The organism is Halomonas sp. KM007, assembly GCF_050709225.1.
Taxonomy (GTDB): domain Bacteria; phylum Pseudomonadota; class Gammaproteobacteria; order Pseudomonadales; family Halomonadaceae; genus Vreelandella; species Vreelandella hamiltonii.
The window spans coordinates 650,998-674,577 of sequence record NZ_CP136131.1 but is presented as its reverse complement, the minus strand read 5'-3'; the positions used below and the strand labels follow the sequence as shown (position 1 = coordinate 674,577).

At 61.4% G+C, this 23,580-nt stretch carries 20 protein-coding genes; 16 read left to right on the top strand and 4 right to left on the bottom strand.

All coding sequences use genetic code 11. From position 1 onward, the window contains the following. Positions 1–13 precede the first annotated feature (13 nt). A complete protein-coding gene (gene rsd, locus RVM27_RS03140) occupies positions 14–502 on the top strand; it encodes a sigma D regulator (protein WP_081138233.1) in 489 nt (162 codons plus the stop codon). Between the two features lie 259 nt (positions 503–761). On the opposite strand, the gene RVM27_RS03135 is transcribed toward rsd, so the two are convergent. Then, the gene (locus RVM27_RS03135; RefSeq protein ID WP_498957335.1) at positions 762–3,845 is read right to left on the bottom strand and encodes an efflux RND transporter permease subunit; all 3,084 of its coding nucleotides are present in this window, start codon (positions 3,843–3,845) and stop codon (positions 762–764) included. Next, positions 3,829–4,920: an efflux RND transporter periplasmic adaptor subunit gene (locus tag RVM27_RS03130; RefSeq protein ID WP_287807723.1), complete on the bottom strand. Its 1,092-nt coding sequence runs from the start codon at positions 4,918–4,920 to the stop codon at positions 3,829–3,831. Before RVM27_RS03130 ends, RVM27_RS03135 begins: the two co-directional genes overlap by 17 nt. A gap of 201 nt (positions 4,921–5,121) precedes the next feature. Here RVM27_RS03130 and RVM27_RS03125 point away from each other — a divergent pair, with 201 nt between their 5' ends. The 3 genes from RVM27_RS03125 to RVM27_RS03115 all read left to right on the top strand — a co-directional run bounded on the left by RVM27_RS03125 (position 5,122) and on the right by RVM27_RS03115 (position 6,907). Next, complete coding sequence (locus RVM27_RS03125) at positions 5,122–6,096, top strand: malate dehydrogenase (protein ID WP_016913321.1); 975 nt, start codon at positions 5,122–5,124, stop codon at positions 6,094–6,096. 219 nt (positions 6,097–6,315) lie between these two features. Continuing rightward, entirely contained in the window at positions 6,316–6,549 is a 234-nt protein-coding gene (locus RVM27_RS03120) for a hypothetical protein (RefSeq protein ID WP_287807721.1), read from the top strand. Next, the gene (locus tag RVM27_RS03115) at positions 6,539–6,907 is read left to right on the top strand and encodes a PIN domain-containing protein (protein ID WP_287807719.1); all 369 of its coding nucleotides are present in this window, start codon (positions 6,539–6,541) and stop codon (positions 6,905–6,907) included. The genes RVM27_RS03120 and RVM27_RS03115 overlap by 11 nt, the downstream gene beginning before the upstream one ends. 281 nt (positions 6,908–7,188) lie before the next feature. On the opposite strand, the gene RVM27_RS03110 is transcribed toward RVM27_RS03115, so the two are convergent. Next, on the bottom strand, positions 7,189–7,845 hold the full coding sequence (locus RVM27_RS03110; protein WP_287807717.1) for a histidinol-phosphatase: 657 nt from the start codon (positions 7,843–7,845) through the stop codon (positions 7,189–7,191). Positions 7,846–8,008: 163 nt separating this feature from the next. Between RVM27_RS03110 and RVM27_RS03105 the strand changes: the two genes are divergently transcribed. Together RVM27_RS03105 and ptsP are read left to right on the top strand one after the other, a co-directional pair. Then, positions 8,009–8,503: an RNA pyrophosphohydrolase gene (locus RVM27_RS03105; protein ID WP_039183147.1), complete on the top strand. Its 495-nt coding sequence runs from the start codon at positions 8,009–8,011 to the stop codon at positions 8,501–8,503. Between the two features lie 86 nt (positions 8,504–8,589). Further along, positions 8,590–10,851 carry a phosphoenolpyruvate--protein phosphotransferase gene (ptsP, locus tag RVM27_RS03100; protein ID WP_498957334.1) on the top strand — a complete coding sequence of 754 codons (2,262 nt, stop codon included), beginning with the start codon at positions 8,590–8,592 and terminating at the stop codon, positions 10,849–10,851. On the opposite strand, the gene RVM27_RS03095 is transcribed toward ptsP, so the two are convergent. After that, on the bottom strand, positions 10,848–11,621 hold the full coding sequence (locus RVM27_RS03095; protein WP_498957333.1) for an NRDE family protein: 774 nt from the start codon (positions 11,619–11,621) through the stop codon (positions 10,848–10,850). The genes ptsP and RVM27_RS03095 overlap by 4 nt on opposite strands. Before the next feature lie 148 nt (positions 11,622–11,769). On the opposite strand from RVM27_RS03095, the gene RVM27_RS03090 reads away from it, so the two are divergent. The 10 genes from RVM27_RS03090 to RVM27_RS03045 all read left to right on the top strand — a co-directional run bounded on the left by RVM27_RS03090 (position 11,770) and on the right by RVM27_RS03045 (position 23,511). After that, positions 11,770–12,924, top strand: a complete 1,155-nt coding sequence (locus RVM27_RS03090; protein ID WP_498957332.1) for a response regulator — start codon at positions 11,770–11,772, stop codon at positions 12,922–12,924. Continuing rightward, positions 12,921–13,718: a sulfite exporter TauE/SafE family protein gene (locus RVM27_RS03085; RefSeq protein ID WP_144980249.1), complete on the top strand. Its 798-nt coding sequence runs from the start codon at positions 12,921–12,923 to the stop codon at positions 13,716–13,718. Before RVM27_RS03090 ends, RVM27_RS03085 begins: the two co-directional genes overlap by 4 nt. 48 nt (positions 13,719–13,766) lie before the next feature. Then, positions 13,767–14,555 carry a prolipoprotein diacylglyceryl transferase gene (gene lgt / locus RVM27_RS03080; RefSeq protein WP_498957331.1) on the top strand — a complete coding sequence of 263 codons (789 nt, stop codon included), beginning with the start codon at positions 13,767–13,769 and terminating at the stop codon, positions 14,553–14,555. 1,693 nt (positions 14,556–16,248) lie between these two features. Next, on the top strand, positions 16,249–17,094 hold the full coding sequence (locus RVM27_RS03075; RefSeq protein ID WP_498957330.1) for a thymidylate synthase: 846 nt from the start codon (positions 16,249–16,251) through the stop codon (positions 17,092–17,094). After that, positions 17,091–17,630, top strand: a complete 540-nt coding sequence (locus RVM27_RS03070) for a dihydrofolate reductase (RefSeq protein WP_498957329.1) — start codon at positions 17,091–17,093, stop codon at positions 17,628–17,630. Before RVM27_RS03075 ends, RVM27_RS03070 begins: the two co-directional genes overlap by 4 nt. A gap of 19 nt (positions 17,631–17,649) precedes the next feature. Further along, positions 17,650–18,297, top strand: coding sequence for a ProQ/FINO family protein (locus RVM27_RS03065; RefSeq protein WP_498957328.1), 648 nt, complete (start codon positions 17,650–17,652; stop codon positions 18,295–18,297). Between the two features lie 264 nt (positions 18,298–18,561). After that, on the top strand, positions 18,562–19,599 hold the full coding sequence (locus RVM27_RS03060; RefSeq protein WP_498957327.1) for a porin: 1,038 nt from the start codon (positions 18,562–18,564) through the stop codon (positions 19,597–19,599). 225 nt (positions 19,600–19,824) lie between these two features. Next, entirely contained in the window at positions 19,825–21,102 is a 1,278-nt protein-coding gene (locus RVM27_RS03055; RefSeq protein ID WP_498957326.1) for an O-antigen ligase family protein, read from the top strand. Between the two features lie 260 nt (positions 21,103–21,362). Further along, complete coding sequence (locus RVM27_RS03050; RefSeq protein ID WP_498957325.1) at positions 21,363–21,764, top strand: RT0821/Lpp0805 family surface protein; 402 nt, start codon at positions 21,363–21,365, stop codon at positions 21,762–21,764. Between the two features lies 1 nt (position 21,765). Then, complete coding sequence (locus RVM27_RS03045; RefSeq protein ID WP_498957324.1) at positions 21,766–23,511, top strand: polysaccharide biosynthesis/export family protein; 1,746 nt, start codon at positions 21,766–21,768, stop codon at positions 23,509–23,511. Positions 23,512–23,580 lie beyond the last annotated feature (69 nt).

Below are 23,580 nucleotides of genomic sequence, written 5' to 3'. Positions count from 1 at the left end.
AAGGAGAAGCCCCATGCTCGAAGATTGCAAAAATGCCCTGGAGCGCTGGGGGGGCGTACACAGCCTGATCGACCGCTGGCTGGATCAACGGCGCGCACTACTGGTCAGCTTCATTGAGCTCAAGGAAGCCTGTGATGCCGAGCTCGAAGCCGTCAGCAAGGCGCGCATCGACACCTTCAGCGAGCTGCTGATGGATTACATCAGCGCGGGTCACTTCGAGATTTACCCGCAGCTGGCCGAAGAGGCCAAGGCATTCAACGACGAAAGCGCTCTGCACATTGCGGCCCGATTGCTGGAACGGTTGGAGATGTCCACCGCCATGGTGCTGGAGTTCGACGAAGACTTCGCCAGCCCGGTACGCTGCCAGCAAAACCTGGCCAGGCTGCCCGCCTGGATCGACCGGCTCGCCAAAGGGCTCACCGAACGCTTCGCCCTGGAGGACCAGCTCATCGCACGCCTCCACGCAGCCCACAGCCCCCAGCAGATCAAATCTCACGCTTAATGCCGCGCCCCTGTAGCGCGGCGTAACGAAAGAGCGAGAGCAACGAGCGAAAGAGGCACCCGCGGAGGCGGCGCCAGCCGCCCTGATGACGCCACCGAACCCACCGCGCCCTCGAACCACAAAACGCCACCGCCACCCCCGGTGCCCTCATCGGCAACGCTCTCCGCGTTGCTTCGCGGGTGCGCTCCGCTTACGCCGCGCTACGGGTGTGGCGGCAACGATGCAAATGGGGTTGCCCGTAGCGGGGTGGGGCGGCGTTTCACCCGAGATCTTTCTCCCGCCGTAAGCGGCCGCCGATCACTAGCATGCAGGGGGTGAGCAGCAGGGTGAGGAAGGTGGCGAACGTCAATCCACCGGCGATGGCGCTGGACATTTGTGTCCACCACTGGGCGGAGGGGGCGTTGAACCCGAGCGCGGGGGTGAACAGGTTGACGTTGACTCCCAGCACCATGGGCATCAGCCCCAGCACGGTGGTGATGGCGGTCAGCAGGACGGGGCGCAGGCGCAGGCAGCCTGCTTCCAGGGCTGCCTGAGGAGGTGGCATGCCGTCGCGGCGCAGCTCGTTGTAGGTATCGATCAAGACGATATTGTTGTTGACCACGATGCCCGCCAGCGCGATCACCCCCATGCCTACCATGACGATGCCAAAGGCCTGGCCGGTGATCAGCAGGCCCATGAGTACGCCCGCCGTGGAGAACACGATGGCGGACAACACCAGCGCGGCCTGGTAATAGCTGTTGAACTGGGTCACCAGAATCAGCGCCATCAATCCTACGGCAATCAGGAAGGCACTGATCAGAAACTGCATCGACTCCTGCTGATCCTCCTGCTCGCCAGCCACATTGACCATCAGGCCATCCGGCAGTTGGTCTTGGCCAGCGGCCAGCAGGGCTCTCAGGCGCTCATCGGCCAGGTAGCCGGGCGCCAGATCCGCTTCCAGCGTAATCGCGCGGCGGCCATCGATGCGGTTCAATGTTCCCACCTTGGGCGCCGGGGCGATCTCCACGAAATGAGAAATCGGCACCTGCCCACGGGAGGTGTTGATGGTGAGCCGCTCCAACTGGTCCAGCGTGCGCCAGTGTTCCGGGAAGCGTACGCGAATATCGACCTCGTCACTCACCGTGGGCGGGCGGTAGCTGGCCACCTGCAGGCCGGTGGTGAGCAGTTGAACCGCGCTGCCAATGGTGGTGATGTCGGTGCCCATGCGGGCGGCGGCCTCACGATCCACGGTGATCTGCCACTCCACCCCTGGCAGGCTGCGGTTGTCCTGAATATCCACGAAGCCGCCCAGCTCGCGCATCAACCGAGTGAGCTGATCGACCCCCGCATCGGCAACGTCCGGGTCCGTGGCGCTGACTTCCAGCACGATGGGTTTGCCGCCGCCGGGGCCCATTTCCTGCTCGCGGAATTCCAGGGTGATCCCTGGAATATCCGCCGTGCGCTCGGCCATGTCCGCCAGAATGGTGCGCGCCGGACGGCGCTGATACCAGTCAATGAACTGGAACTGCAGCATGCCGACCACGTCGCTGCCCATCTGCTGGTCGGGCACTGCAAAAGAGCGTGCGTAGAGGGCCTCTACTTCGCTCAGGCCGCCCAGGCGCTGCTCCACGCGGCGCAAAATGGCGTCGGTTTCCTGCGCGGAAAAATCGCCCCGGGCGCGCACTAGCACCTGGGCGCTATCGGGTTCGACGTTGGGGAAGAAATCCACGCCGTGGTTGAACCGCGCATAGCCGGTATACAGCAGCGCGATCAGCAGCAGCGCGAAGGCCAGCACCCAGCCGGGGTAGCGCAGTAGGCGGCTCAGCAGGTGACGATAACCACGCCCCAGGGTAGTGCTTTCGTCCATGGGCCCAGTGCCTGCGCCGCTGGCGTGGGCGGTACGGGTAAACAGCCGCCCAAGCGTGGGCAGGAAGATGAGCGCCATGACCAGCGAGGCCAGCAGGCACAGAATCACTGTCGCGGGCAGGTACTTCATGAACTGACCGACGACGCCGGGCCAGAACAGCAGCGGTAGAAACACCGCCAATGTGGTTGCCGTGGAGGCAATCACCGGCCAGCTCATCCGCGACGCGGCGTTCAGCCACGCCTGATGGGCCGTTTGCCCCTCGTGCAGATGGCGGTCGGCAAGCTCGCTGACCACGATGGCACCGTCCACCAGCATGCCCGCCACCAGAATCAGCGCAAACAGCACCACGATGTTGAGAGTGAAGCCAAAGGCCCAGACCAGCAGAATGCCGGTCAGGAAAGCCCCCGGAATGGTCAGTCCGACCAGCAGTGCCATGCGCCAGCCCATCACGGCGACCACCACGATCAGCACCAGCACCACGGCGGTCAGCACGTTGTTGAGCAGCTCGGAGAGCATGTTCTGCACGGTGACCGACTCATCCATGATCGTGGTCACCCGCAACTGCTCGGGTAACAGCGTTTGCGCCTCCGCAAAGCGGTCCCGCACGGCGTCGATGGTGGCGATGATGTTGGCCCCGGCGCGTTTGGAGATTTCCAGCACCACGGCAGGCTGGCCGTCGATACGGGCAAAGCCTTCGGGCTCTTTGTATGTGGGATGAATCCAGGCCACGTCACCGAACGTGACCACTTGCTCGCCCTCTACTTTCACGGGCATATTCATCACGTCTTCCAGGGCGGCGATGATGCCGGGCACCTTCAGCGCCAGCCTGCCTGCGCCAGTATCCAGGCTGCCGGCGGCCACCAGCCGATTGTTGCGCGAAACCTGGTTGAACAAGGCATCGAAATCGACCCCGTAACTCTCCAGCACCAGCGGGTCCACAACGATTTCCAGCAGGTCTTCACGGTCACCGGCAATGTCCACCTCCAGCACGTCGGCAATGCCTTCGATTTCCTCCTTCAGGCGGCGGGCGATGGCAATGCGTTCGCGGGTGTCCAGCTCCCCTGAAAGGCCGATGCTCAAGACCGGGAACTCCGAGACGTTGACCTCCATGACCCTCGGCTCGTCGGCTTCGGTGGGCAGGCTGCTACGCGCAATGTCTACCCGTTCCCGCACGTCGGAAAGCGCCGTGTCCGGATCGAAGCCCGGGTCGAACTCCAGCGTGACGGCGCCATGCCCCTCGCTGGACTGCGCCGTGAACTTGCGCAGCCCGGCAATGCCCCGCAGCTCCTGTTCCATCGGGCGAATCAGCAGCCGTTCGCCATCTTCCGGGCTGACCCCCTCCAGCGAGAGCGAGACATAAATGATCGGGATGGTGACGTCCGGGTTGGCTTCCTTGGGGATCACCTGCCAGGCCGTGAGCCCAGCCAGCAGCAGCCCTACCAGTAGCAGCAGGGTAGTGCGCGTATGGGTCAGCGCGGCATTAATGAGTGATCGCATGACCACCTTCCTGGGCAGGCACGGGGGTGACTTCCTCGCCAGGGCTGACCAGGCCAGCCCCCAATGTAATCAGCGTGACCGGGTCGGGCAGGCCGCTGACATAGGCGCGCTGGGTGTCGGCACTGACCAGCTCCACGGCAGACTGCACCACGCGGTTTTCGGCATCCAGGTGCCGAATGGCCAGCTGGCCCCGCTCATCCAGGCTGAACAGCGCAGGCGAAAGCGTATGCACGGCGCGAGGGGGCAGGGTGATGGTCAGCTCGGCGCTACCGCCTGCCAGCCGCTGGCGCTCGGGGTTGTCGAGGATGACTTCCACATAGAACGTCCGCGTCGCTTCATCGGCACGGCGGCTGATATAGCTCACTTCGCCGGTCAGCTCACCGCCATTCAACAAGCGGGCCGTCACCGGCAGCCCTTCGCTCAAAGCGCCTACCTGCTGCTGGGACACCCAGGCTTCCCCTTTCAGGCGACGGTCATCGACCAGGCGCGCCCACTCTTCTCCGGGCTGCAGCAGGTCGCCGATTTCCACCTGTACCCGCCCCAGCACGCCATCGAACGGCGCGCTGGGGCGGGTATCGCGTAGCTGCTTCTCCAGTTGAGCCACCTGGGCCGCGCTGGCGCTGAGTGCGCTTTGCAAGCGCAGCAGCTCAGGCTGGGAGATCAGCTCGCGACGGCGCAGGTTCTGGGCCCCCGCGTACTCGGCCTGCGCCAGGGCCAGCTCATCGCGTGCCTGCTGCAGGCGCTCAGGCAGGGCATCGCTCTCCAGTACCAGCAGCGTCTCGCCCGGTTGAACGCGCTCGCCTTGGGTGATGGGGGCTTCCGCCACCAGGCCCGCCACGTTGGCGCGCAATACCGCCTCGCGAGCGGCCGCCAGCTGGCCTTGAACGACCACCTGAGGAATGTAGAGCGTGCTGGGCTGGGTCGAGACCTCCACCCGAGCCAAGGTCTCGCCGTTGCTCTCGCGGTTTTCTACAGGGGTGGACTGAAAACGCTGAAAGTCGCCCAGGGCAAGCCATACCACCAGGGCCAGCACCAGCAGGCTAGCCAGTGCATAAGAGGGGGGGATTCTTCGCATGAGGAGTCACTGTTCCAAATAAAGAGGGGCTCGCAACCCGTCACACCATAGCGCAAGTGCTGCCGCTCAGCGAGTACCAAGCCGCCGCGCGAATGGGTAGTAGTCTCAAGTCTGATTGAGTTTTTGGGCGTGTGGGCATAACATCGGAGCGCGAATCTTTACCAGGCGAACCTTCACTAGGCGAACCATCAAGGAGCAATGATGAAAGATCCAGTACGTATTGCGATTACCGGCGGTGCCGGCCAGATCAGCTACTCTCTTATTTTCCGCATTGCCGCTGGCGACATGCTGGGGCCGGATCAGCCCGTCATTCTCCAGCTTCTCGAAATTCCCCAAGCCATGGACGCGCTGAACGGCGTCGTGATGGAAGTGAACGACTGTGCGTTCCCGCTGGTGCAAGATATCGTCGCCACCGACGATCCCAACGTGGCGTTCAAGGATGCCGACTTCGCTCTGCTGGTAGGTGCTCGTCCGCGTGGCCCCGGCATGGAGCGTAAAGACCTGCTGGAAGCCAACGCCGCCATCTTCTCCGTACAAGGTAAAGCGCTGAACGACCACGCCAGCCGCGACGTGAAAGTGCTGGTCGTCGGCAACCCGGCCAACACCAACGCGCTGATCGCCTCCTGCAACGCGCCGGACCTGGACGCTGGCCAGTTCACCGCCATGACCCGTCTGGACCACAACCGCGCCCTGACGCAGCTGGCACAGAAGACCGGCAAGCACGTCACCGACGTCGAAAACATGATCATCTGGGGCAACCACAGTGCCACCCAGTACCCGGACCTGGCCCAGTGCAAGGTAGACGGCAAAGCCGCTTTCGATCTGGTCGAGCGCGACTGGTACGAGAACGACTTCATCCCGACCGTACAGCAGCGCGGTGCCGCCATCATCAAGGCGCGCGGCGCCTCGTCTGCCGCCTCTGCTGCGTCTTCCGCCATCGACCACATGCGTGATTGGGCGCTGGGCTGCGACGGTATCGTCAGCATGGCCATCCCCTCCGACGGCAGCTACGGCATCGCCGAAGGCATCATCTACTCCTACCCGGTGCGCTGCCAGGGTGGCAAGTACGAAATCGTACAAGGTTTCGAACTCGATGCGTTCAGCAAAGAGAAGATGCAGGCCACGGAAAAAGAACTGCGCGAAGAGCGCGCTGCCGTCGAGCACCTGCTCGGCTAAGTACGCCGTTTGGCACCCGCCAACCGCACCCACCCCGCAAGCCATGCTTGCGGGGTTTTTTTATGGGCATGGGATGCTGCAAAAGTATGTCCCTTCAATAGGGTCGTCGCGAGTCACCGAGCGACTCGAATTTTTGAGCAAAAGCGTGTCAAATGTAGAGGGTATAGAAAAAACATTGGAGTACCGGGTTGCTCATCAGCAGCGCTTGAGGAGAAGAGTATGCAGGCGATTGAATTCGAAACAGATATTCAAGACGGTATGGTTAAAATTCCAGACGAATACGCAGAGCTGAGAAACAGGCATGCCCGGATCGTGGTGCTGTACGAAAACAGCACAGCAGCGCCGAGCGAGCCCGAGGCGTCATCCGGTCTTGATTTCTCGTCTGTAAAAGCGCCCACGCTGACAGCGCAGGAAGGGCTCGAGTATCAACGGAGCATGCGGGATGAGTGGTGATTATCTGCTCGACACGAATGTTTTTATTAACGCGATCAAGCGACAGCTATGCCTCCCGCCTGCTCATTACGCTTATTCCGTGATCACTGAGCTCGAACTGTTGGGATTCCCGGGGCTACCCTTGCAAGAAGAGCAGGCTATTTCAGCTTTATTAGCCAATCTGACACGCGTCGAACTCAACCATCTAGTCAAAGAGGAGACGATCAATACACGTCGTCATGCGCTGATGAAATTACCTGACAGCATCATTTCTGCATCTGCCACGGTGACGCAAACAACATTGGTCACAGACGATGCCAAATTGGCAGCTAAGCACCCAGGCAACGCTATATCATTGAATATGCTCTTGAGTTCTTAAGAGTAGATGTTGTCACCGAGATTGAATGATTCAGGGTGGCCCAATCCAGGCGGCTCATCGCCGCCTTCGCGGGTGCCTCATTTGCTCGTTACCTCGCAAGATTCGTTACGCCGCGCTACGGGTGTCACGTACTTGAGGTGGGCTAATTTGTAGCGCGGCGTAAGCGGAGCGCACCCGCGAAGCACCCCGCCAGGGGTGCCGATGGTGGCATTAGGTTGGATGAATTACGGTGGTAATATCGAGGCGGCTGTCGCCATCTCACGAAATGCGTGACACTTACCTTAATCCCGCAGGCTCATAATCCGCCAGTTCCGTTCTGCAGCCACTTGGCGAAGAGTATCATCAGGGTCTACGGCAACGGGGTTGTCGACCACTTCCAGCAGCGGCAGGTCGTTATGGGAGTCGCTGTAGAACCACGCGTCATCGAGGGTGCAATCCTGGTCTTCCAGCCACGCTTCCAAACGGGCGACCTTGCCTTCCCGGAAGCTGGGCACCCCGGCCACACGTCCGGTGTAGCGGCCATCGACCATCTCGGGGTCGACGGCAATCAGGTCATCCACGCCCAGCCGCTCGGCAATCGGGCCGGTGATGAAGCGGTTGGTGGCCGTGATGATCAGCAGCGTATCGCCCTTGGTGCGGTGGCGGGCCAGCAGCTCTTCGGCCTTGGGCAGAATATGTGGCTCGATCTTGCTAATCATAAACTGTTGGTGCCAGGCAGCAAGCTGTTCCGGGCTGTTGTCAGCCAACGGTTTCAGCGCCAGCGCCAGAAACGCCATCATGTCCAGCGTACCGGCGTTGTAATCGGCCAGGAAGCGCTCATTGGCCTCGCGGTAGGCCACCGGGTCCACGGCTCCTTGCTCTACCAGGAACTCCCCCCAGGCATGATCGCTATCGATGGATAGCAGCGTATTATCCAGGTCGAAAATGGCCAGACTCACGGCGCTCCCCTTGATGGTTGATGTTGGTGAGATGTGCGCGACACAAAGCGCCGGATTATCGCAGAGTCGCCTGGCTTTCACCACTTGGCGTTATATTGTATTGATACGGTTGACTCCCTTGTGGAAAAATGGGGACAACTGAAAATTTATGAAGGTGATGTCCGTGATCGACGCTGACGGCTTTCGCCCCAATGTTGGCATCATTATTGCCAATAGCCAGGGGCAACTGCTTTGGGCGCGTCGTGTAGGACAAAATGCGTGGCAATTCCCCCAGGGAGGCATCAAGGCAAGCGAGACACCACAACAAGCACTTTTTCGTGAGCTTCACGAAGAAATCGGCCTGACCGCCGACGATGTTGATATTGTCGCCTGCACCCGGGGCTGGCTGCGCTACCGTCTGCCACGACGCATGATTCGTACCCACTCCAGGCCAGTCTGCATTGGCCAGAAACAGAAGTGGTTTTTATTGCAAATTCGCTGCCAGGAAAACCGGATCTGTATGACGGCGACACCCAAGCCGGAATTCGATGGTTGGCGATGGGTCAGCTACTGGTACCCGCTGGGTCAGGTGGTGCCGTTTAAACGAGAGGTTTATCGACGCGCGTTACGAGAGCTGTCTCCTCGCGTGCAGCGCTTGGCACAAGATAATGAAGGATGACGGGCGCGTCACTGCTGGAAGCCGGCAGTGGGCTATAGCCGGACACTTCCTCCGCGAGGCAAACAACAGTGAATAGTAAAACGTCGATGCTTGAGGTGCTACGACGCGTGATTCAGGAAGTGAATGGCGCGCGCAACCTCGATGCCGCGCTGTCCACCATGGTACGTCGTATCCGTAAAGCCATGCAGACGGATGTCTGCTCGTTCTACCTGTATGACAAAGAGCTGGAGTCGCTGGTGCTGATGGAAACCATCGGCCTGCGCACCCAGGCCGTGGGCCGTGTGGTGCTGCCGCTGGGCGAAGGCCTGGTGGGGCTGGTGGCCAAACGCAGCGAGCCGCTCAACCTGGAAGATGCCCAGTCGCACTCCCATTTCCGCTACTTTGAAGCGACCGGTGAAGAGCGTTATTCAAGCTTTCTTGGGGTGCCGATCATCCACCAGCGTCACATGCTGGGCGTGCTGGTGGTGCAGCAGGCGGAAAAGCGCCGCTACGATGACGAAGACGAAGCCTTTCTGGTCACCATGGCAGCCCAGTTGGCCGGCGTGCTGGCCCATGCCCTGGCCACGGGCCACCTGACCCGCCCTGCGCTGCCCGGCGGCCAAGCCATGTTCAAGGGCGTGGCCGCTTCGCCCGGGATGGCCATGGGCGAGGCCGTGGTCATTACTCCGCCCGCTGACCTCAACAGCGTGCCAGACCTGATTCCCAGCGATCAGGAGTACGAAATCGCCCGTCTCAAGGAAGCCATCGGCAAGACCCGCGACGAAATCCGCGCGGCGGCCGAGCGGCTGGTCAACCGTATCTCTTCCCAGGAGCTGGCGCTGTTCGATGTCTACCAGCAGATGCTGGGCGAGGCAGCGCTTTCGGAAGAGGTCGAAAAACGCATCCGTGAAGGGCAGTGGGCGCCGGGGGCGTTGGCCGATGTGGTGCGCCGTCACGTGCAATACCTGGAGCGGGTCGATGACGACTACCTGCGTGAACGGGCGGCGGATATTCGCGACCTGGGCCGCCGCGTGCTGGCGCATCTTCAGGAAGACACGCCCGCCACCCCGGAAACCTACCCGGACGACGCCATTCTGGTGGGCGATGAAATCAGCGTGGCGATGTTGGGCGAAGTGCCCCGCGACAAGCTCAAGGGGCTGGTCTCGGTGCGCGGCTCCAGCACCTCGCATGTGGCCATCGTCGCCCGTGCCATGGGTATCCCCACCGTGCTGGGCATGATGGATTTGCCGCTGCCCCGCCTGAACGGCGCGCCTGTGGTGCTGGATGGCCACCGTGGGCGGCTGTTCGTGCGGCCCATGGCGGAGCTCAAGGCTCGCTACGCTAGCCTGATTGCCGAAGAGAAAGTGCTCAGTGAGGTGTTGGCCCACGAGCAGGACCTGCCCAGCGAAACCCCGGATGGCCACGGCATCCCGCTGATGGTGAACACCGGCCTGGCGGTGGATGCGTCTGCCATGCTGAAAAGCCGGATTGGCGGGGTAGGGCTCTACCGCACCGAAGTGCCGTTCATGATCACCGAGCGCTTCCCCGGCGAGAAAGAGCAAATGCGCATGTACCGAGAGCAGTTGGCAGGCTTTGCGCCCCTACCGGTGGTCATGCGCACGCTGGATATCGGCGGCGACAAGGATTTGCCCTACTTCCCCATCGAAGAGGCCAACCCATTCCTGGGCTGGCGCGGCATGCGCGTCACTCTCGACCACCCCGAAGTCCTGATGGTGCAGCTGCGCGCCATGCTCAAGGCCTCTCAGGATCTGAACAACCTCCACGTTCTGTTCCCGATGATCACCAACGTCGAGGAAGTGGACGAAGCGATTCGCCTGCTCGACCGCGCCATCATCGAGCTGGGCGAAGAGGGCATCCAGGTGGCGCGGCCCAGCGTCGGGGTCATGATCGAAGTGCCCGCCACCATCTATCAGATGGATGCGCTGGCCAAGCGGGTGGATTTCTTCTCGGTGGGCAGTAACGATCTCACCCAGTACCTGCTGGCGGTAGACCGCAACAATGCGCGGGTATCCAGCTTGTACGATGCCCTGCACCCGGCACTGCTGGGTGCGCTGGTCGAGCTATCCCAGGATGCCAAGCGGCTGAACAAACCCATTTCGCTGTGTGGTGAACTGGCCGGGGACCCGGCAGGGGCGCTGCTGCTGATGGCCATGGGCTTCAATAGCCTCTCCATGAACGCTCCCAGCCTGCCCAAGGTGCGAGCAGCCATTCGGCGTGTCACCCTGGCTGATGCGCAAACGCTGCTCAGTGAAATCATGCAGCTGGATACGCCTTCCCAGGTGCATGCCCATCTCAACCAGCGCTTCGACGAGTGGCAGCTTTCCCACCTGCTTCCCCCCAGGGATTAATACCCCCTGCGGGCGGGCGTTGCCAAGGTGGTCTCACCCTGAAAACGGCCGAGCGGCCCAAAGCGCTGCTCGGTCAGGGTGATGTCTCCTTGCTCACTCAGTGACAGCCATGTCGTGGCCCGCGTGCCGTAGGCCTCCCCCAGAATGAACGCAGCAGAGAGCTGACGTTCCAGCGTCAGCCCCACCCCGGTATCGGGTAGCGCGGCATCCTCCGCAAGGCTGGCATCGTGAAGCGCCTGGCGAGTTGCTCGGCGCCAGAGCGTCGACTCATGCTGGCTCAGCGCGTGGCGCACCGCCTGGAGCTTGGGCCACGCAGTGTTCAGGCTGGCGTTGGATAACCCGTGAACCCCCTCGGCCACTTCGTTCAGCGTCACGCCGTTGCGCCCCCGGTGCAGGTGCCAGCAGTGGGTGGGCGTCGCCACCAGCAGGTTGAACCCGGCATAACGGGCTGCGCCGTGCTCGGCCATGTCCCTTAACCACTGGGCAGGGTCGCTACTGGTGAGTGCGTTGGCCACCAGTTCGCCCCGGCTGGGCGGGTGAGCGGGGGCCAACAACCGGGTGTCGCGCACGTTGGTCAATGCGGCTACCATTCCTTTCCGGTTGGCCGCCAGCCAGGTGCCCCCGGCCTCCAGGTCGCGGCCGCCCAGCAGCGGCTTGTCGTCCCAGCGGGCCAGTGGTGCCGTGGGGCGGGCATGAAATTCATCCCGATTACCGGCCAGACGCAGCGGGAAACGACTCCCTGGGCGCCATGAAAAGGTGATCAAACACATAAACGACCCCTGTTGGTCACGAAATCCGACTCCTTGCGGTGTGCTGCATGACAGCATCCAAGAGTGGACGTACACTTAGCAAAGCTAAAGCAATAAGGCGGTTCACCTGCCGCGACAGAGCCTCATATCAACGAGGAAGACGCACACTATGCAACGTGATCAGCGAGAGCACTTCTGGAACGCCATCATCTGGCCCGTTCTGTGGCCGCTGCTGTTAGTGCAAGCCGCACTCGTACTGCTCTGCCTGTTGATGGGAGTGGTGATCTGGGTGATGTCGCCAGGCCAGGCCTCCTGGTCGACCACGTTATGGCTTACCCTGGCCCTGCTGCTGGGCAGTTGCATGAATGTAGGCGCTTTCTTGATGTTAATCAAAGCCCGGGCCAGATATAAGGATGCCCGTTTCATGCAGTGCCTGGTCGAGCTGGAGTGCCGTGTCGCCTCCTTGGGGCAGAAGGTCGCTCCCAGCCAGCCATGGGCGGCGGAAGAAGACACCCATCAGCGCCCCCTCAAGCGCCTTACCCATGCCAACGATCGGCTGGCCACCATGCTGGAACAGTTGGAAAAAATACCCACGGCGACGCAAGAGAGCGCGGGCCGGGCCGACCAGGCGCTGCTCGAAGACCTGCATCACCAGCAGAAGCAGCTGAAGCACCTGATGGCAGGCAGGGAGCGGGCACGGGAAGAGTCGCGGCTGAAGTCAGGCTACCTGACCTTGATGCAGCGTGAAGCCGACAGCCTGTTCGAACACCTGGGCAGCATGATCAAGGACGACACTACCGAGGCATGTCGCCAGAACGTCACCCATGTGCGCGAGCGGCTGGCCGACATACGCTCGCTGCTGGCCAATTTCGTGCAGCAGAGCGTCAACGAAGCCACCACCTGCGACGTGCTGAAAACCGAAGGGTATCAGCCCCGTGTACTGGTCGTGGATGACGGCCCCGTTAACCTGATGCTGGCACGGCAAATGCTTGAATCTCAAGGGCTTCAGGTAGAAGGCGTCAGCAGTGGCGAGCAGGCGCTGGAGCGGCAACAGTCCACTTTTTACGATCTCGTGTTCATGGACATCTTCATGCCCACGCTGGATGGCCTGGAAACTACCCGCCGCTGGCGACAGTTCGAGCGGCATAACCCCGCCCATCGCAGTATCATCATTGCCCTCACCGCGAACGTGGACAACGCCGGGCGAGGCACCTGCGAAACGGCAGGCATGGATGATATCCTAGCCAAGCCCTATCAACCCGAAACGCTGCAGCGCATGCTCAAGAAATGGCTGCCTGACGCTTTGGAGAAGCCCGCACAATGACATTTGCCGCCATTTTGGCCAGTTATCTCGTACTCGGTGCCGCCGCAGGCACCATGGCAGGACTGTTTGGCGTAGGGGGCGGCATCATCATCGTACCGGTGCTGGTGTTCGCTTTTGGCCTGCAAGGCATCGCGCCAGAAATCACCATGCATCTGGCAGTGGGCACGTCGCTGGCCACCATCGTGGTCACCGGAGCCTCTTCGGCCCTTGGCCACGTGCGTCGCGGCAGCGTACACCGCCCCTGGTTCATGGCGCTGCTGCCGGGGCTCATGCTCGGCGCGATTGCCGGGGTCTTCATTGCAGGGAATCTCTCAGGCACCGTGCTGGGCACACTGTTCGGCGTGTTCGTGCTGCTGCTGGCCGCCAAGATGGTCATTGGCTTGAATCCCAAGCCGGGCAGCGTTGCGCCCGGTAAAGTGGCGATGTCGGTGGCCGGAGGCGTCGTGGGCGCCATTTCGGCACTGTTCGGTATTGGCGGCGGGGCCATGACGGTGCCCTGGCTGTCTCGCTCCGGTGCCACCATGACTCAGGCCGTGGGCACCTCCGCCGCCTGCGGCCTGCCCATTGCCGTCGTGGGTGCCATCACCTTCATCATCGTCGGCTGGGGCAACCCTCTGTTGCCGCCGTGGGCCACTGGCTTCGTCATGTGGCCCGCGTTTATCGGCATCGTCGTCACCAGCGTACCCTTTGCACGGCTAGGGGTGCGGCTGGCGCACGTGTTGCCTGCCCACGTGCTGCGCTATGGTTTTGCCCTGCTGCTTACAGTGGTGGGGCTGCGCTTCATCCTGGCGTAATCGCCACCCGGCACGCTGTCACTTCTTTTGTTCACATAGAGAAACGAAATGATCAATTACCCCACGATAGACCCCGTCGCGATTTCGCTCGGCCCCCTGCAAGTGCACTGGTACGGTTTGATGTACGTGGTCGGTTTCGTTGCTGCCTGGTGGCTGGGCTGCCGCCGTGCTGCGCGGATCGGGCTCACCAAGGATGATATCAGCGACCTGCTGTTCTACTGCGCCATCGGCGTCGTGGCCGGTGGGCGATTGGGCTATGCGCTGTTTTACGGCCTGGGGCAGTGGTCTGCCGACCCGCTGTGGATCTTCCGCGTCTGGGATGGTGGCATGAGCTTCCACGGCGGTTTGATCGGCGTGTTGCTGGCCGCCTGGTTCTTTGCCCGTCGCAAGCAGCTGGCCTTCTTCACCCTCACCGATTTCATCGCCCCGCTCGTGCCCATCGGCCTGGGGGCAGGGCGCATCGGCAACTTCATCAATCATGAGCTGCCCGGTCGCGTGACCTCGCTCCCCTGGGGTATGCCGTTTCCCGGCATGGGCCCAGAGCCTCGTCACCCCTCGGCACTCTACGAAGCCGTATTGGAAGGCGCCGTGCTGTTCGTCATCCTCTGGTGGGTCTCGGCCAAGCCTCGCGCGCGCGGGTTCGTCTCCGGCCTGTTTTTGCTGGGCTACGGCGTCTTCCGCTTCATGGTCGAATTCGTCCGCATGCCCGACGCCCACATCGGCTACCTCGCCTTTGGCTGGTTCACCATGGGCATGCTCCTCACCTTGCCCATGATTATTCTTGGCATCCTGTTCATGCTCTGGTCAAAAGGCAAGCCCATCGACGCCAAGGTATAGAAAGCAGTACACCCCGTAGCGCGGCGTAAGCGGAGCGCACCCGCGAAGCAACGCGGAAGCGTTGCCGGTGAGGGCACGGTGGGTGGCGGTGGCATTTTCCCGTTTGGTGGCGTAATCGGGGCGGCTGGCGCCGCCTTCGCGGGTGCCTCCATCGCTCGTTGCTCTCGCTCTGTCGTTACGCCGCGCTACGGGGGCATAGCTTGCGGTGGAAAACGTAGCGCGGCGTAAGCAGAGCGCTCCCGCGAAGCAACGCGGAAGCGTTGCCGATGAGGGCACGGTGGGTGGCGGTGGCGTTTTATTGTTCGATACCGTAATCGTGGTGCCCACATCGGGCGGCATATGCACATGCGGTTGCACGACATCGGCGTTGGCGATATCCCCGTAGCGCGGCGTAAGCATAGCGCACCCGCGAAGCAACGCGAGAGCGTTGCCGATGAGGGCACGATGGGCGGCGGTGGCGTTTTGCCGTTTGGAGGCGTGATCGGCATGCCCACATGGGGTGGCATGTGCACATGCGGTTGCACAACATCGACGTTGGCGATATCCCCGTAGCGCGGCGTAAGCGGAGCGCACCCGCGAAGCAACGCGAGAGCGTTGCCGATGAGGGCGCGGTGGGCGGCGGTGGCGTTTTATTGTTCGATACCGTAATCGTGGTGCCCACATCGGGCGGCATATGCACATGCGGTTGCACGACATCGGCGTTGGCGATATCCCCGTAGCGCGGCGTAAGCATAGCGCACCCGCGAAGCAACGCGGAAGCGTTGCCGGTGAGGGCACGGTGGGTGGCGGTGGCATTTTCCCGTTTGGAGGCGTGATCGGGGCGGCTGGCGCCGCCTTCGCGGGTGCCTCCATCGCTCGTTGCTCTCGCTCTGTCGTTACGCCGCGCTACGGGGGCATAGCTTGCGGTGGAAAACGTAGCGCGGCGTAAGCGGAGCGCACCCGCGAAGCAACGCGAGAGCGTTGCCGATGGGGGCACGGTGGGCGGCGGTGGCGTTTTCCCGTTTGGAGGCGTAATCGTGGTGCCCAAATGGGGCGGCATATGCGCATGCGGTTGCACGACATCGGCGTTGGCGATATCCCCGTAGCGCGGCGTAAGCGGAGCGCACCCGCGAAGCAACGCGAGAGCGTTGCCGATGAGGGCGCGGTGGGCGGCGGTGGCGTTTTCCCGTTTGGTGGCGTAATCGGGGCGGCTGGCGCCGCCTCCGCGGGTGCCTCCATCGCTCGTTGCTCTCGCTCTGTCGTTACGCCGCGCTACGGGGGCATAGCTTGCGGTGGAAAACGTAGCGCGGCGTAAGCAGAGCGCTCCCGCGAAGCAACGCGGAAGCGTTGCCGATGAGGGCACGATGGGCGGCGGTGGCGTTTTCCCGTTTGGAGGCGTGATCGGCATGCCCACATGGGGTGGCATGTGCACATGCGGTTGCACAACATCGACGTTGGCGATATCCCCGTAGCGCGGCGTAAGCAGAGCGCACCCGCGAAGCAACGCGAGAGCGTTGCCGATGAGGGCACGGTGGGTGGCGGTGGCGTTTTCCCGTTTGGTGGCGTAATCGGGGCGGCTGGCGCCGCTGTCTGGGCAGGCACTTGTGCCTGCATCATCGCGAGCCAAAGCTCCCTCCCACCACCCTTAACATAGACGTTGCCTTTAGGGGGGCCTAGAATACAGCCTCATATTCGCTGTTAATCTGGAAACCTTGTGACTGCTACAACGCCTTCGCTTACCACGTCGAACGAATTGCCTGCGCTTGAGCAGCCTTACCTGGACTTGATGCGCACTGTGCTCGAACAGGGCGTTGATCGCGGTGACCGTACCGGTACGGGTACGCGCTCGGTGTTTGGCCACCAGATGCGTTTCGATCTTTCTCGTGGGTTTCCGCTGCTGACCACCAAGAAGCTGCACCTGCGCTCGATCATTCATGAGCTGCTGTGGTTTCTGAAGGGCGATACCAACATCGGTTACCTGAAAGAGCACGGTGTGCGTATCTGGGACGAATGGGCCGATGAAGAGGGCAACCTGGGTCCCGTATATGGCTATCAATGGCGTAGCTGGCCGCACCCCAAGGGTGGCAGCGTGGATCAGATTGCCAATGTGCTGGAGCAGATTCGCCATAACCCGCAGTCGCGCCGTTTGATCGTCTCGGCCTGGAACCCAGGGCAGGTGGATGAAATGAAGCTGCCGCCGTGCCACTGCCTGTTCCAGTTCTACGTGGCGAACGGTCGCCTTTCCTGCCAGCTGTACCAGCGCAGTGCGGATATTTTCCTCGGTGTGCCGTTCAATATCGCCAGCTACGCGCTGCTGCTCAGCATGGTGGCGCAAGTGACCGGGCTGAAGCCGGGCGAGTTCATCCACACGCTGGGCGATGCCCATCTCTACAGCAATCACCTGGAGCAGGCGCAGGAGCAGCTGGCGCGTACGCCCATGGCGCCGCCAGCGCTGGTGCTCAACCCGGCGGTCACGGATCTGTTCGACTTCACCTTCGATGATATTCATATAGAAGGTTACCAATCGCACCCCCACATCAAGGCAAAGGTTGCCGTATGAGCCAATCTCTCCCGACTGACGAACTGCTGATGCCGGTGGCGATGATCGTCGCCATGGCGAAGAATCGTGTCATCGGCGTCGATGGCAAGCTGCCTTGGTACCTGCCGGAAGACCTGAAGTTCTTCAAACGCATGACCCAGGCCAAGCCGCTGGTCATGGGGCGCAAGACCTATGCATCCATCGGCAAGCCGTTGCCCAATCGGCTGAATATCGTGGTGACCCGAGACTCGGCTTTCACCGCCGAGGGAACGCGCATCTGCCACGATCTGCCATCAGCCTTGGCGCTGGCCGACCAGCATGCCACCATCGAAGCGGCCGAAGAGATCATGGTGATGGGAGGCGGTGAGATCTACCAGCAAGCCTTGCCCTTTGCCCAGCGGCTGTATATTACTGAAGTCGATATCGACGTCGAGGGCGACGCCACGTTTCCAGAATTCTCGGCAGACGAGTGGCGTGAAGTGCAGCGCGTACCCGGTCAGCCAGCGGAAGGGCAGCCACGTTATGATTTCGTGGTATATGAGCGTGTCAACGACTGAGCAAGGAAAGGAGGAGGTGATGGCTGCCAACGTACTGCAACTATTAGAACTACTCGAAACACGGCTCGACCAGAAGAACGACGAGCTGGAAGCACTGCGTGCCGAAAACAGCCGCCTGAAACAGCAGCTGGCGCGCTGGGAAGCAGCGCCACCCCAGGTAGCGCCACCCCCTGCCGTTGAACCTGCTGCCAAAGCGACTCAGCCGCCATCGCCCCACGCGTTGTTGAAACAGTGGTATCAGCGCTACCCCAATGCTTTCTTCAAAGGGCATACCAAACCGCTGAAGGTAGGAATCCACCACGACCTGGCCGAGCGTGAGCCCTGGTCGGGCAAGCTGGTGCGCCGTGCGCTGGCCAACTACGTCAATCTGCCGCGCTACATCAAATCCATGCGGGAAGGGGTAGAGCGGGTCGATCTGGAAGGCAATCCGGCAGGCAAAGTCGACAAGGAAGCGGCACAGCACGCCAGTGCGCGGCGCCACGAAAGCCAGGCGACCACAGCAACAGAAGCCGCGCCGACACCGCGTGCCAAACCTGCTCAACGAACGCCGCCGCCAAGGAAGGAAAAACGTCAGGAAGTGCCCCGGCAGGAAAAAATCGAGCAGGCAAAACCGCTTAGCCTTGAAGAGAAGCTGAAAGGTTTGCAGCAGAAATTCGAAGGCCGCTGAGACCGGTTTGGGTTGGCTGGGTTCCATAAAAAAACACAAATCATAAAAAAACACTGTTTTTTTCTATTGCGTTCCTTGGAATCCCAGTATAGAGTTTGACCTGCGAGCATTGGACTATAACAAGGCTTTGTTGAGGACATGTCGCATACCACCGGGAAAAACCGGCGGATGAGAAAAAGAGCATGGCCCGCAAGCCACTTACTGGCTTCTACGAAGGCCAGTAATAACGATCGAAACAGTAAGCTAGTTAAAGGAACCTACATCATGAAAAAGACACTTTTAGCGACTGCCATCGTTGGCGCCCTGGGTGCCTCCGCTGCCGCTCAAGCAGCCACTGTCTATGACCAGGACGGCACTCGTCTGGACATTTACGGTCGTATCGCCATGGGTATCGCCGGTGGCGGCCCCGAGTTCAACAATGCTGGCCAAGAAATCGACAACGGCGCTGAGTTCGTAGACGTGTTCTCTCGTCTGGGTCTGCGCATGAGCCAGCAGGTTACTTCTGACCTGAGCGCTTTCGGTCACTTGGAATGGCGTTTCCGCGCTGACGAGCGTCGCAGCGGCGAAGCTTTCCGTGAAACTCGTCAGAGCTACATCGGTCTGAAGAGCGAGCAGTACGGTACAGTTGTCGGCGGTAACTTCGACAGCTTCTACAGCCAGTTCGTTTCCAAGCCGTTCGACGTCTACATCGACCAAGGTCTTGAGTTTGCTGGTCACCCGACACAGTCTCGCGGCGACTCTATCGGTTACTACACGCCTGACCTGAGCGGTTTCACTGCATTCCTGCAGCTGAAGCACTACAGCGAGCGCGGCCTGCTGGAAGGTATCGAAACTACTGAGCAAGGCGAAGTTGTAGCCGCTCAGGGTGGTGTTCGTTACGCTGAAGGTCCTGTAACTGTTGCTCTGGGCTTCGTTGACGACGTAGTTCGTGGCGGCGGCAACGGCGAAATGCTGTACGGCGTAATGGGTTCTTACGACATCACTGATCAGTTCTCTGCACGTCTGGGCTACGAAGGCCGTGACAACAGCACTGAATTCGGCGGTGGCTTCGACTCCGTAGGTCTGGGTGGTACTTTCACCACTGGTCCTTGGGCGTTCAACGTTGACTACTACAACATCGAGCGTGACAACGACTCTAACAGCAACGCATGGTCTGCTGGCGCATACTACAAAGTATCCAGCAACTTCGACGTATTCGCTGAGCTGGCTGACGGCGATGCGCCGAGCGTCGATCGTGGCACCACTCTGGGCGACCTGACCGACAACGTATACTGGCTGACTGGCGCTCGTTACCACTTCTAAGCCTGGCTTTCGCCAACGCTTGAATGGATAACTGCCTAACAGCAGATAGAACCGGCCCTCAGGGGCCGGTTTTTTATTTGATGGCCTATGGTCAGTTAGTGAACAGGTTGGCCAATCGCTTGGCTGTCTGTGAGCCCATTCTGTCTGTGAGAACAGGCTGCCTGTGCTATTATCGGCTTCCTCAATGATTTGCCGCCCCAGGGCCATGAAAGGAAGTCTGTTTCAATGTTGGCAACGCACTCCCCCTCATCACACGCAGGCACTCAGCCCCCCCAGCTATTCACGGGCGTGGCCGTCTTTCTATTGGCCGCCATTGCACTGGTGGTGCCCAGCGGCTACTCGCTAGGGGCGTTGCTGCTGCTGCTGGCGGGGCTGGGGCTCATCGCCCTGCGCCGTGTGCCTACGTTGACACGTCAGGATGGCGCTATCATGGCCGTGCTGCTGGCCTACGCGGCCATTACCATGCTGGAAGCATGGCTGGATGGCCAAGGCAGCAAAGGCTTCGACAAGCCCAGCCGCTTCATTCTGGCCATTCCGGCGCTGTTCTGGGTGCTGCGCTACCCGCCCAATCTGGCCTTTCTATGGAGCGGTGCCGCTGTGGGCGCGCTCAGTGCAGGTACCTGGGCCGGATGGCAGAAGCTGTTCGAAGGGGTGGGTCGTGCCCAGGGCCATACCCACGTGATTCAGTTCGGTAACCTCAGCATGCTGCTGGGCGTGCTGTGCATGGCAGGCTTGGGGTGGGCCGTGGTGCAGCGCCAGCGTCAGGTGTGGGTCGCCCTGCTGTTGGCAGGGGCGTTGGGCGGCATATTGGGCTCGCTGTTTTCCGGTAGCCGGGGCGGTTGGGTCGGTTTTCCCATCGTACTGTTGGTGCTGTACCGCGCCTATGGCACCCAGCTTTCTGCTCGGCTGAAAGTGGCCGTGGTGGCGGTCATGATGGTGGGAGGGGGGGTGGTATATTCAGTGCCTCAGTCGGGGGTTCAGGATCGCGTGCAGCATGCCTTCAGTGACGTGGCATTGTACATTTCCGGTGAAAATCGCTCGACCTCTGTTGGGGCTCGGTTCGACATGTGGCGCGGTGCTGCGATCCTGATTCAGGAAAAACCGCTGACCGGATGGGGCAGTACTGGCTACGCCGAAGCTATGTACGCCTTTGGTGAAGAGGGCATCATTAGCAGTGCAGCAGCCCAACATGGCCACGCCCACAACGAATTCGTCGATGCCTTTGCTAAGCGCGGTATTCTGGGGTTGGTGATTCTGCTGGCGCTTTACCTGGTGCCCATGCGACTGTTTGCCCGCGACCTACAAGCCAGCGACCTCACCACCCGCGCCGTGGCGACAGCGGGGGTGCTGCTACCCGTTACGTTCCTGGATTTCGGACTCTCCCAGGTATTCCTAGGGCACAACAGTGGCGTCATGATGTATGCCTTCCTACTGGTGGTGCTGTGGGGCAGCTATGCAGCACGGCACTCAGCCGCCAGTGCTCAGGTGGGCAGTAAGCATTAGGTAACGTAATGTTTTAAGTATAGATTTTAAACGGCCTCCTGGAGGCCGTTTTTTGTTGAAATGGTCAACAGTTCTTGCGCTAAATAGATTTAATTGATTGTACAAGGCTTGTCGACGTAGAGCTGCTACTGTTAATCCCTTACAATAGCCGAGCATTTTTATATCTCAGGTTAACCTCTATTCATCCGCACAGCGTAGGGCAAGGGAATGCGCCCGTATCAATCCCTGGGCGGTAGCGTGCCTTTTTGATGGAATCCACTATGTTGAACACCCCAATTTACGTCTCGCGGCCAGCTCGCATGCTGTTGGCGGCGGTCAGCGTGGCCCTGGTCAGCGGCTGCGCCACCCAGTACCCCTCTGGCAGCGCCCAGCAAGCGCCTCAATACGTGCTTACCCAGGATGCCGCGTCGCTGCTGGAAGACGAAGCGCTCAATCGCTTCCTCACCCAATCGCCCGCCAGCGGTGTACACACCGCCGCCCGTACCCCCTGGGGCGACAACGTGGAAATCATCGCCGAAGCCCCGTACCTGGCCGCCAGCGGGCGCAAATGCCGCCAGCTCCAAGTGATGGAGCCCGACGGCAGCGTACGCGCAGCACTCGCCTGTGAAACCCCCAATGGCTGGGCACACCAGCGCCTGGTCACCCAAGCAGGAGGGCGCTGACATGCCGGCCACGATCACTTCCACCCCCACCCTGTTGGCTCCGCTGAAGCGCGTGCTGGCCACGGCCGGGCTGGTGTTTGCCACGCTGGCCACTGCGCCCGCCATGGCGCAATCCATCAGTCTCTCCAACGACATCCTTCCCCAGCAGGGCAGCCAGCAAGGCGGCCAGCAGGGGCAGCAAGAACAGGTGGACGACACCCCGCGCGCCGACTGGCGCAGCGGCACCTACGGCCCCATCGCCACGCCGCCCCAAAACCCCGATGCCTTGCCGCCCTTTGGTGCCAACCTGTTCACCGGGGGCTTTCGTGGCGCCATGGGAGACGGCCTGAACGCCGATTACCGCATCAAGCCCGGCGACCAGATCACCGTGCGCGCCTGGGGCGCGTTCGAGTTCGACCGCGTGCTGCCCGTGGATGCCCAGGGCAACATCTTCATTCCCGGTTCCGGCCCGCTCAACGTGGAAGGGCAGAACAGCCAACAGGTCGATGGCAGCGTACGCGGCGCCATTACCTCGGTGTACCCCGATAACGTCGAGGTCTACACCAACGTGCAAGGCGTTCAGCCCGTGGCCGTGTTCGTCACCGGCTACGTGGAAAATCCGGGCCGCTATGCAGGCACCCCCAACGATTCGCTGCTCTACTTCCTCGACCAGGCAGGTGGCATCGACCAGGACCTGGGTAGCTACCGCCAGATTCGCGTCATCCGTGACGACCGCACCGTAGCCACCGTCGACCTCTACGATTTTCTCATCAACGGCACCATCGCCCGCCCGCAGTTCCAGGATGGCGACACCATCGTGGTGGAAGAGCGTGGCCCCGCCATTGCCGTGGTGGGTGACGTACACCGCGAACACCGCTACGAACTGATCGGCAACCAGCTCAGCGGTGCCGAAATCATCAACCTGGCCCGGTTGAGAAGCGGCGTTTCACACGTGCTGCTGCGCGGCGATCGCGACGACGGCCCGATTGCCCAATACTTCCCCATCAACCTGTTTGCAGGCCAAACGGTACGCAGCGGTGACGAAGTGGTGTTCAGCGCCGACCAGCGCAGTGAAACCATCGTGGTGGAAATCGAAGGCAGCTACTATGGCCCCTCGCGGTTTGCGCTGCCCCGCAATGCGCGCCTCAGCGAACTGCTCGACGCCATTGCCGTCCCCGAAAACATGACCGCCGTGGAAAGCATCTCGCTACAGCGGGAAAGCGTGCGCCAGCAACAGGCGCAATCCTTGCAGGACAGCCTGCGCCGCCTGGAAACCACCTACCTGGGCGCTTCCTCGCGCACCGACCAGGAAGCCCAGATCCGCCTGCAAGAAGCCGAACTGATCGAACGCTTCATCGAACGCGCCCGTGAGCTCGAACCCAGCGGCCGCTTGGTGGTGGCCTCCAGCGACGGCATCACCGACATCCGCCTCCAGGATGGCGACGTGATCACCATTCCTGAAATCAGCGACTCGGTGCTCATCAGCGGTGAAATCCTCGTGCCCCAGGCCGCCGTCTTCCGCCCCGGCATGAGCGTCATCGACTACGTGGAAAGCGCCGGTGGCTTCACCGAACGCGCCGACCGCGACCAGATCCTGCTGGTACGCCAGAACGGCGCCGTCGAACACGCCCGCAACACCCCGCTGCGCCCCGGCGACGAAATCCTCGTCATGCCCAAGGCACCCACGCACAACCTGCAGCTCGCCTCGACCCTCACCCAGATCCTCTTCCAGATCGCCGTCACCACCCGCGTCGCCCTGGACCTGTGATGGGTGGTTGGTAAATAGTGAATGGTGAGTGGTGAATAGTTAATGGTGAGTGGTGAATGAACATTATGC

Coding starts and splice junctions, on each gene's coding strand:
- rsd (WP_081138233.1), top strand. CDS start 14: ATGCTCGAAGATTGCAAAAATGCCCTGGAGCGCTGGGGGGGCGTACAC.
- RVM27_RS03135 (WP_498957335.1), bottom strand. CDS start 3,845: ATGCGATCACTCATTAATGCCGCGCTGACCCATACGCGCACTACCCTG.
- RVM27_RS03130 (WP_287807723.1), bottom strand. CDS start 4,920: ATGCGAAGAATCCCCCCCTCTTATGCACTGGCTAGCCTGCTGGTGCTG.
- RVM27_RS03125 (WP_016913321.1), top strand. CDS start 5,122: ATGAAAGATCCAGTACGTATTGCGATTACCGGCGGTGCCGGCCAGATC.
- RVM27_RS03120 (WP_287807721.1), top strand. CDS start 6,316: ATGCAGGCGATTGAATTCGAAACAGATATTCAAGACGGTATGGTTAAA.
- RVM27_RS03115 (WP_287807719.1), top strand. CDS start 6,539: ATGAGTGGTGATTATCTGCTCGACACGAATGTTTTTATTAACGCGATC.
- ptsP (WP_498957334.1), top strand. CDS start 8,590: ATGCTTGAGGTGCTACGACGCGTGATTCAGGAAGTGAATGGCGCGCGC.
- RVM27_RS03095 (WP_498957333.1), bottom strand. CDS start 11,621: ATGTGTTTGATCACCTTTTCATGGCGCCCAGGGAGTCGTTTCCCGCTG.
- RVM27_RS03090 (WP_498957332.1), top strand. CDS start 11,770: ATGCAACGTGATCAGCGAGAGCACTTCTGGAACGCCATCATCTGGCCC.
- RVM27_RS03085 (WP_144980249.1), top strand. CDS start 12,921: ATGACATTTGCCGCCATTTTGGCCAGTTATCTCGTACTCGGTGCCGCC.
- lgt (WP_498957331.1), top strand. CDS start 13,767: ATGATCAATTACCCCACGATAGACCCCGTCGCGATTTCGCTCGGCCCC.
- RVM27_RS03070 (WP_498957329.1), top strand. CDS start 17,091: ATGAGCCAATCTCTCCCGACTGACGAACTGCTGATGCCGGTGGCGATG.
- RVM27_RS03065 (WP_498957328.1), top strand. CDS start 17,650: ATGGCTGCCAACGTACTGCAACTATTAGAACTACTCGAAACACGGCTC.
- RVM27_RS03060 (WP_498957327.1), top strand. CDS start 18,562: ATGAAAAAGACACTTTTAGCGACTGCCATCGTTGGCGCCCTGGGTGCC.
- RVM27_RS03055 (WP_498957326.1), top strand. CDS start 19,825: ATGTTGGCAACGCACTCCCCCTCATCACACGCAGGCACTCAGCCCCCC.
- RVM27_RS03050 (WP_498957325.1), top strand. CDS start 21,363: ATGTTGAACACCCCAATTTACGTCTCGCGGCCAGCTCGCATGCTGTTG.
- RVM27_RS03045 (WP_498957324.1), top strand. CDS start 21,766: ATGCCGGCCACGATCACTTCCACCCCCACCCTGTTGGCTCCGCTGAAG.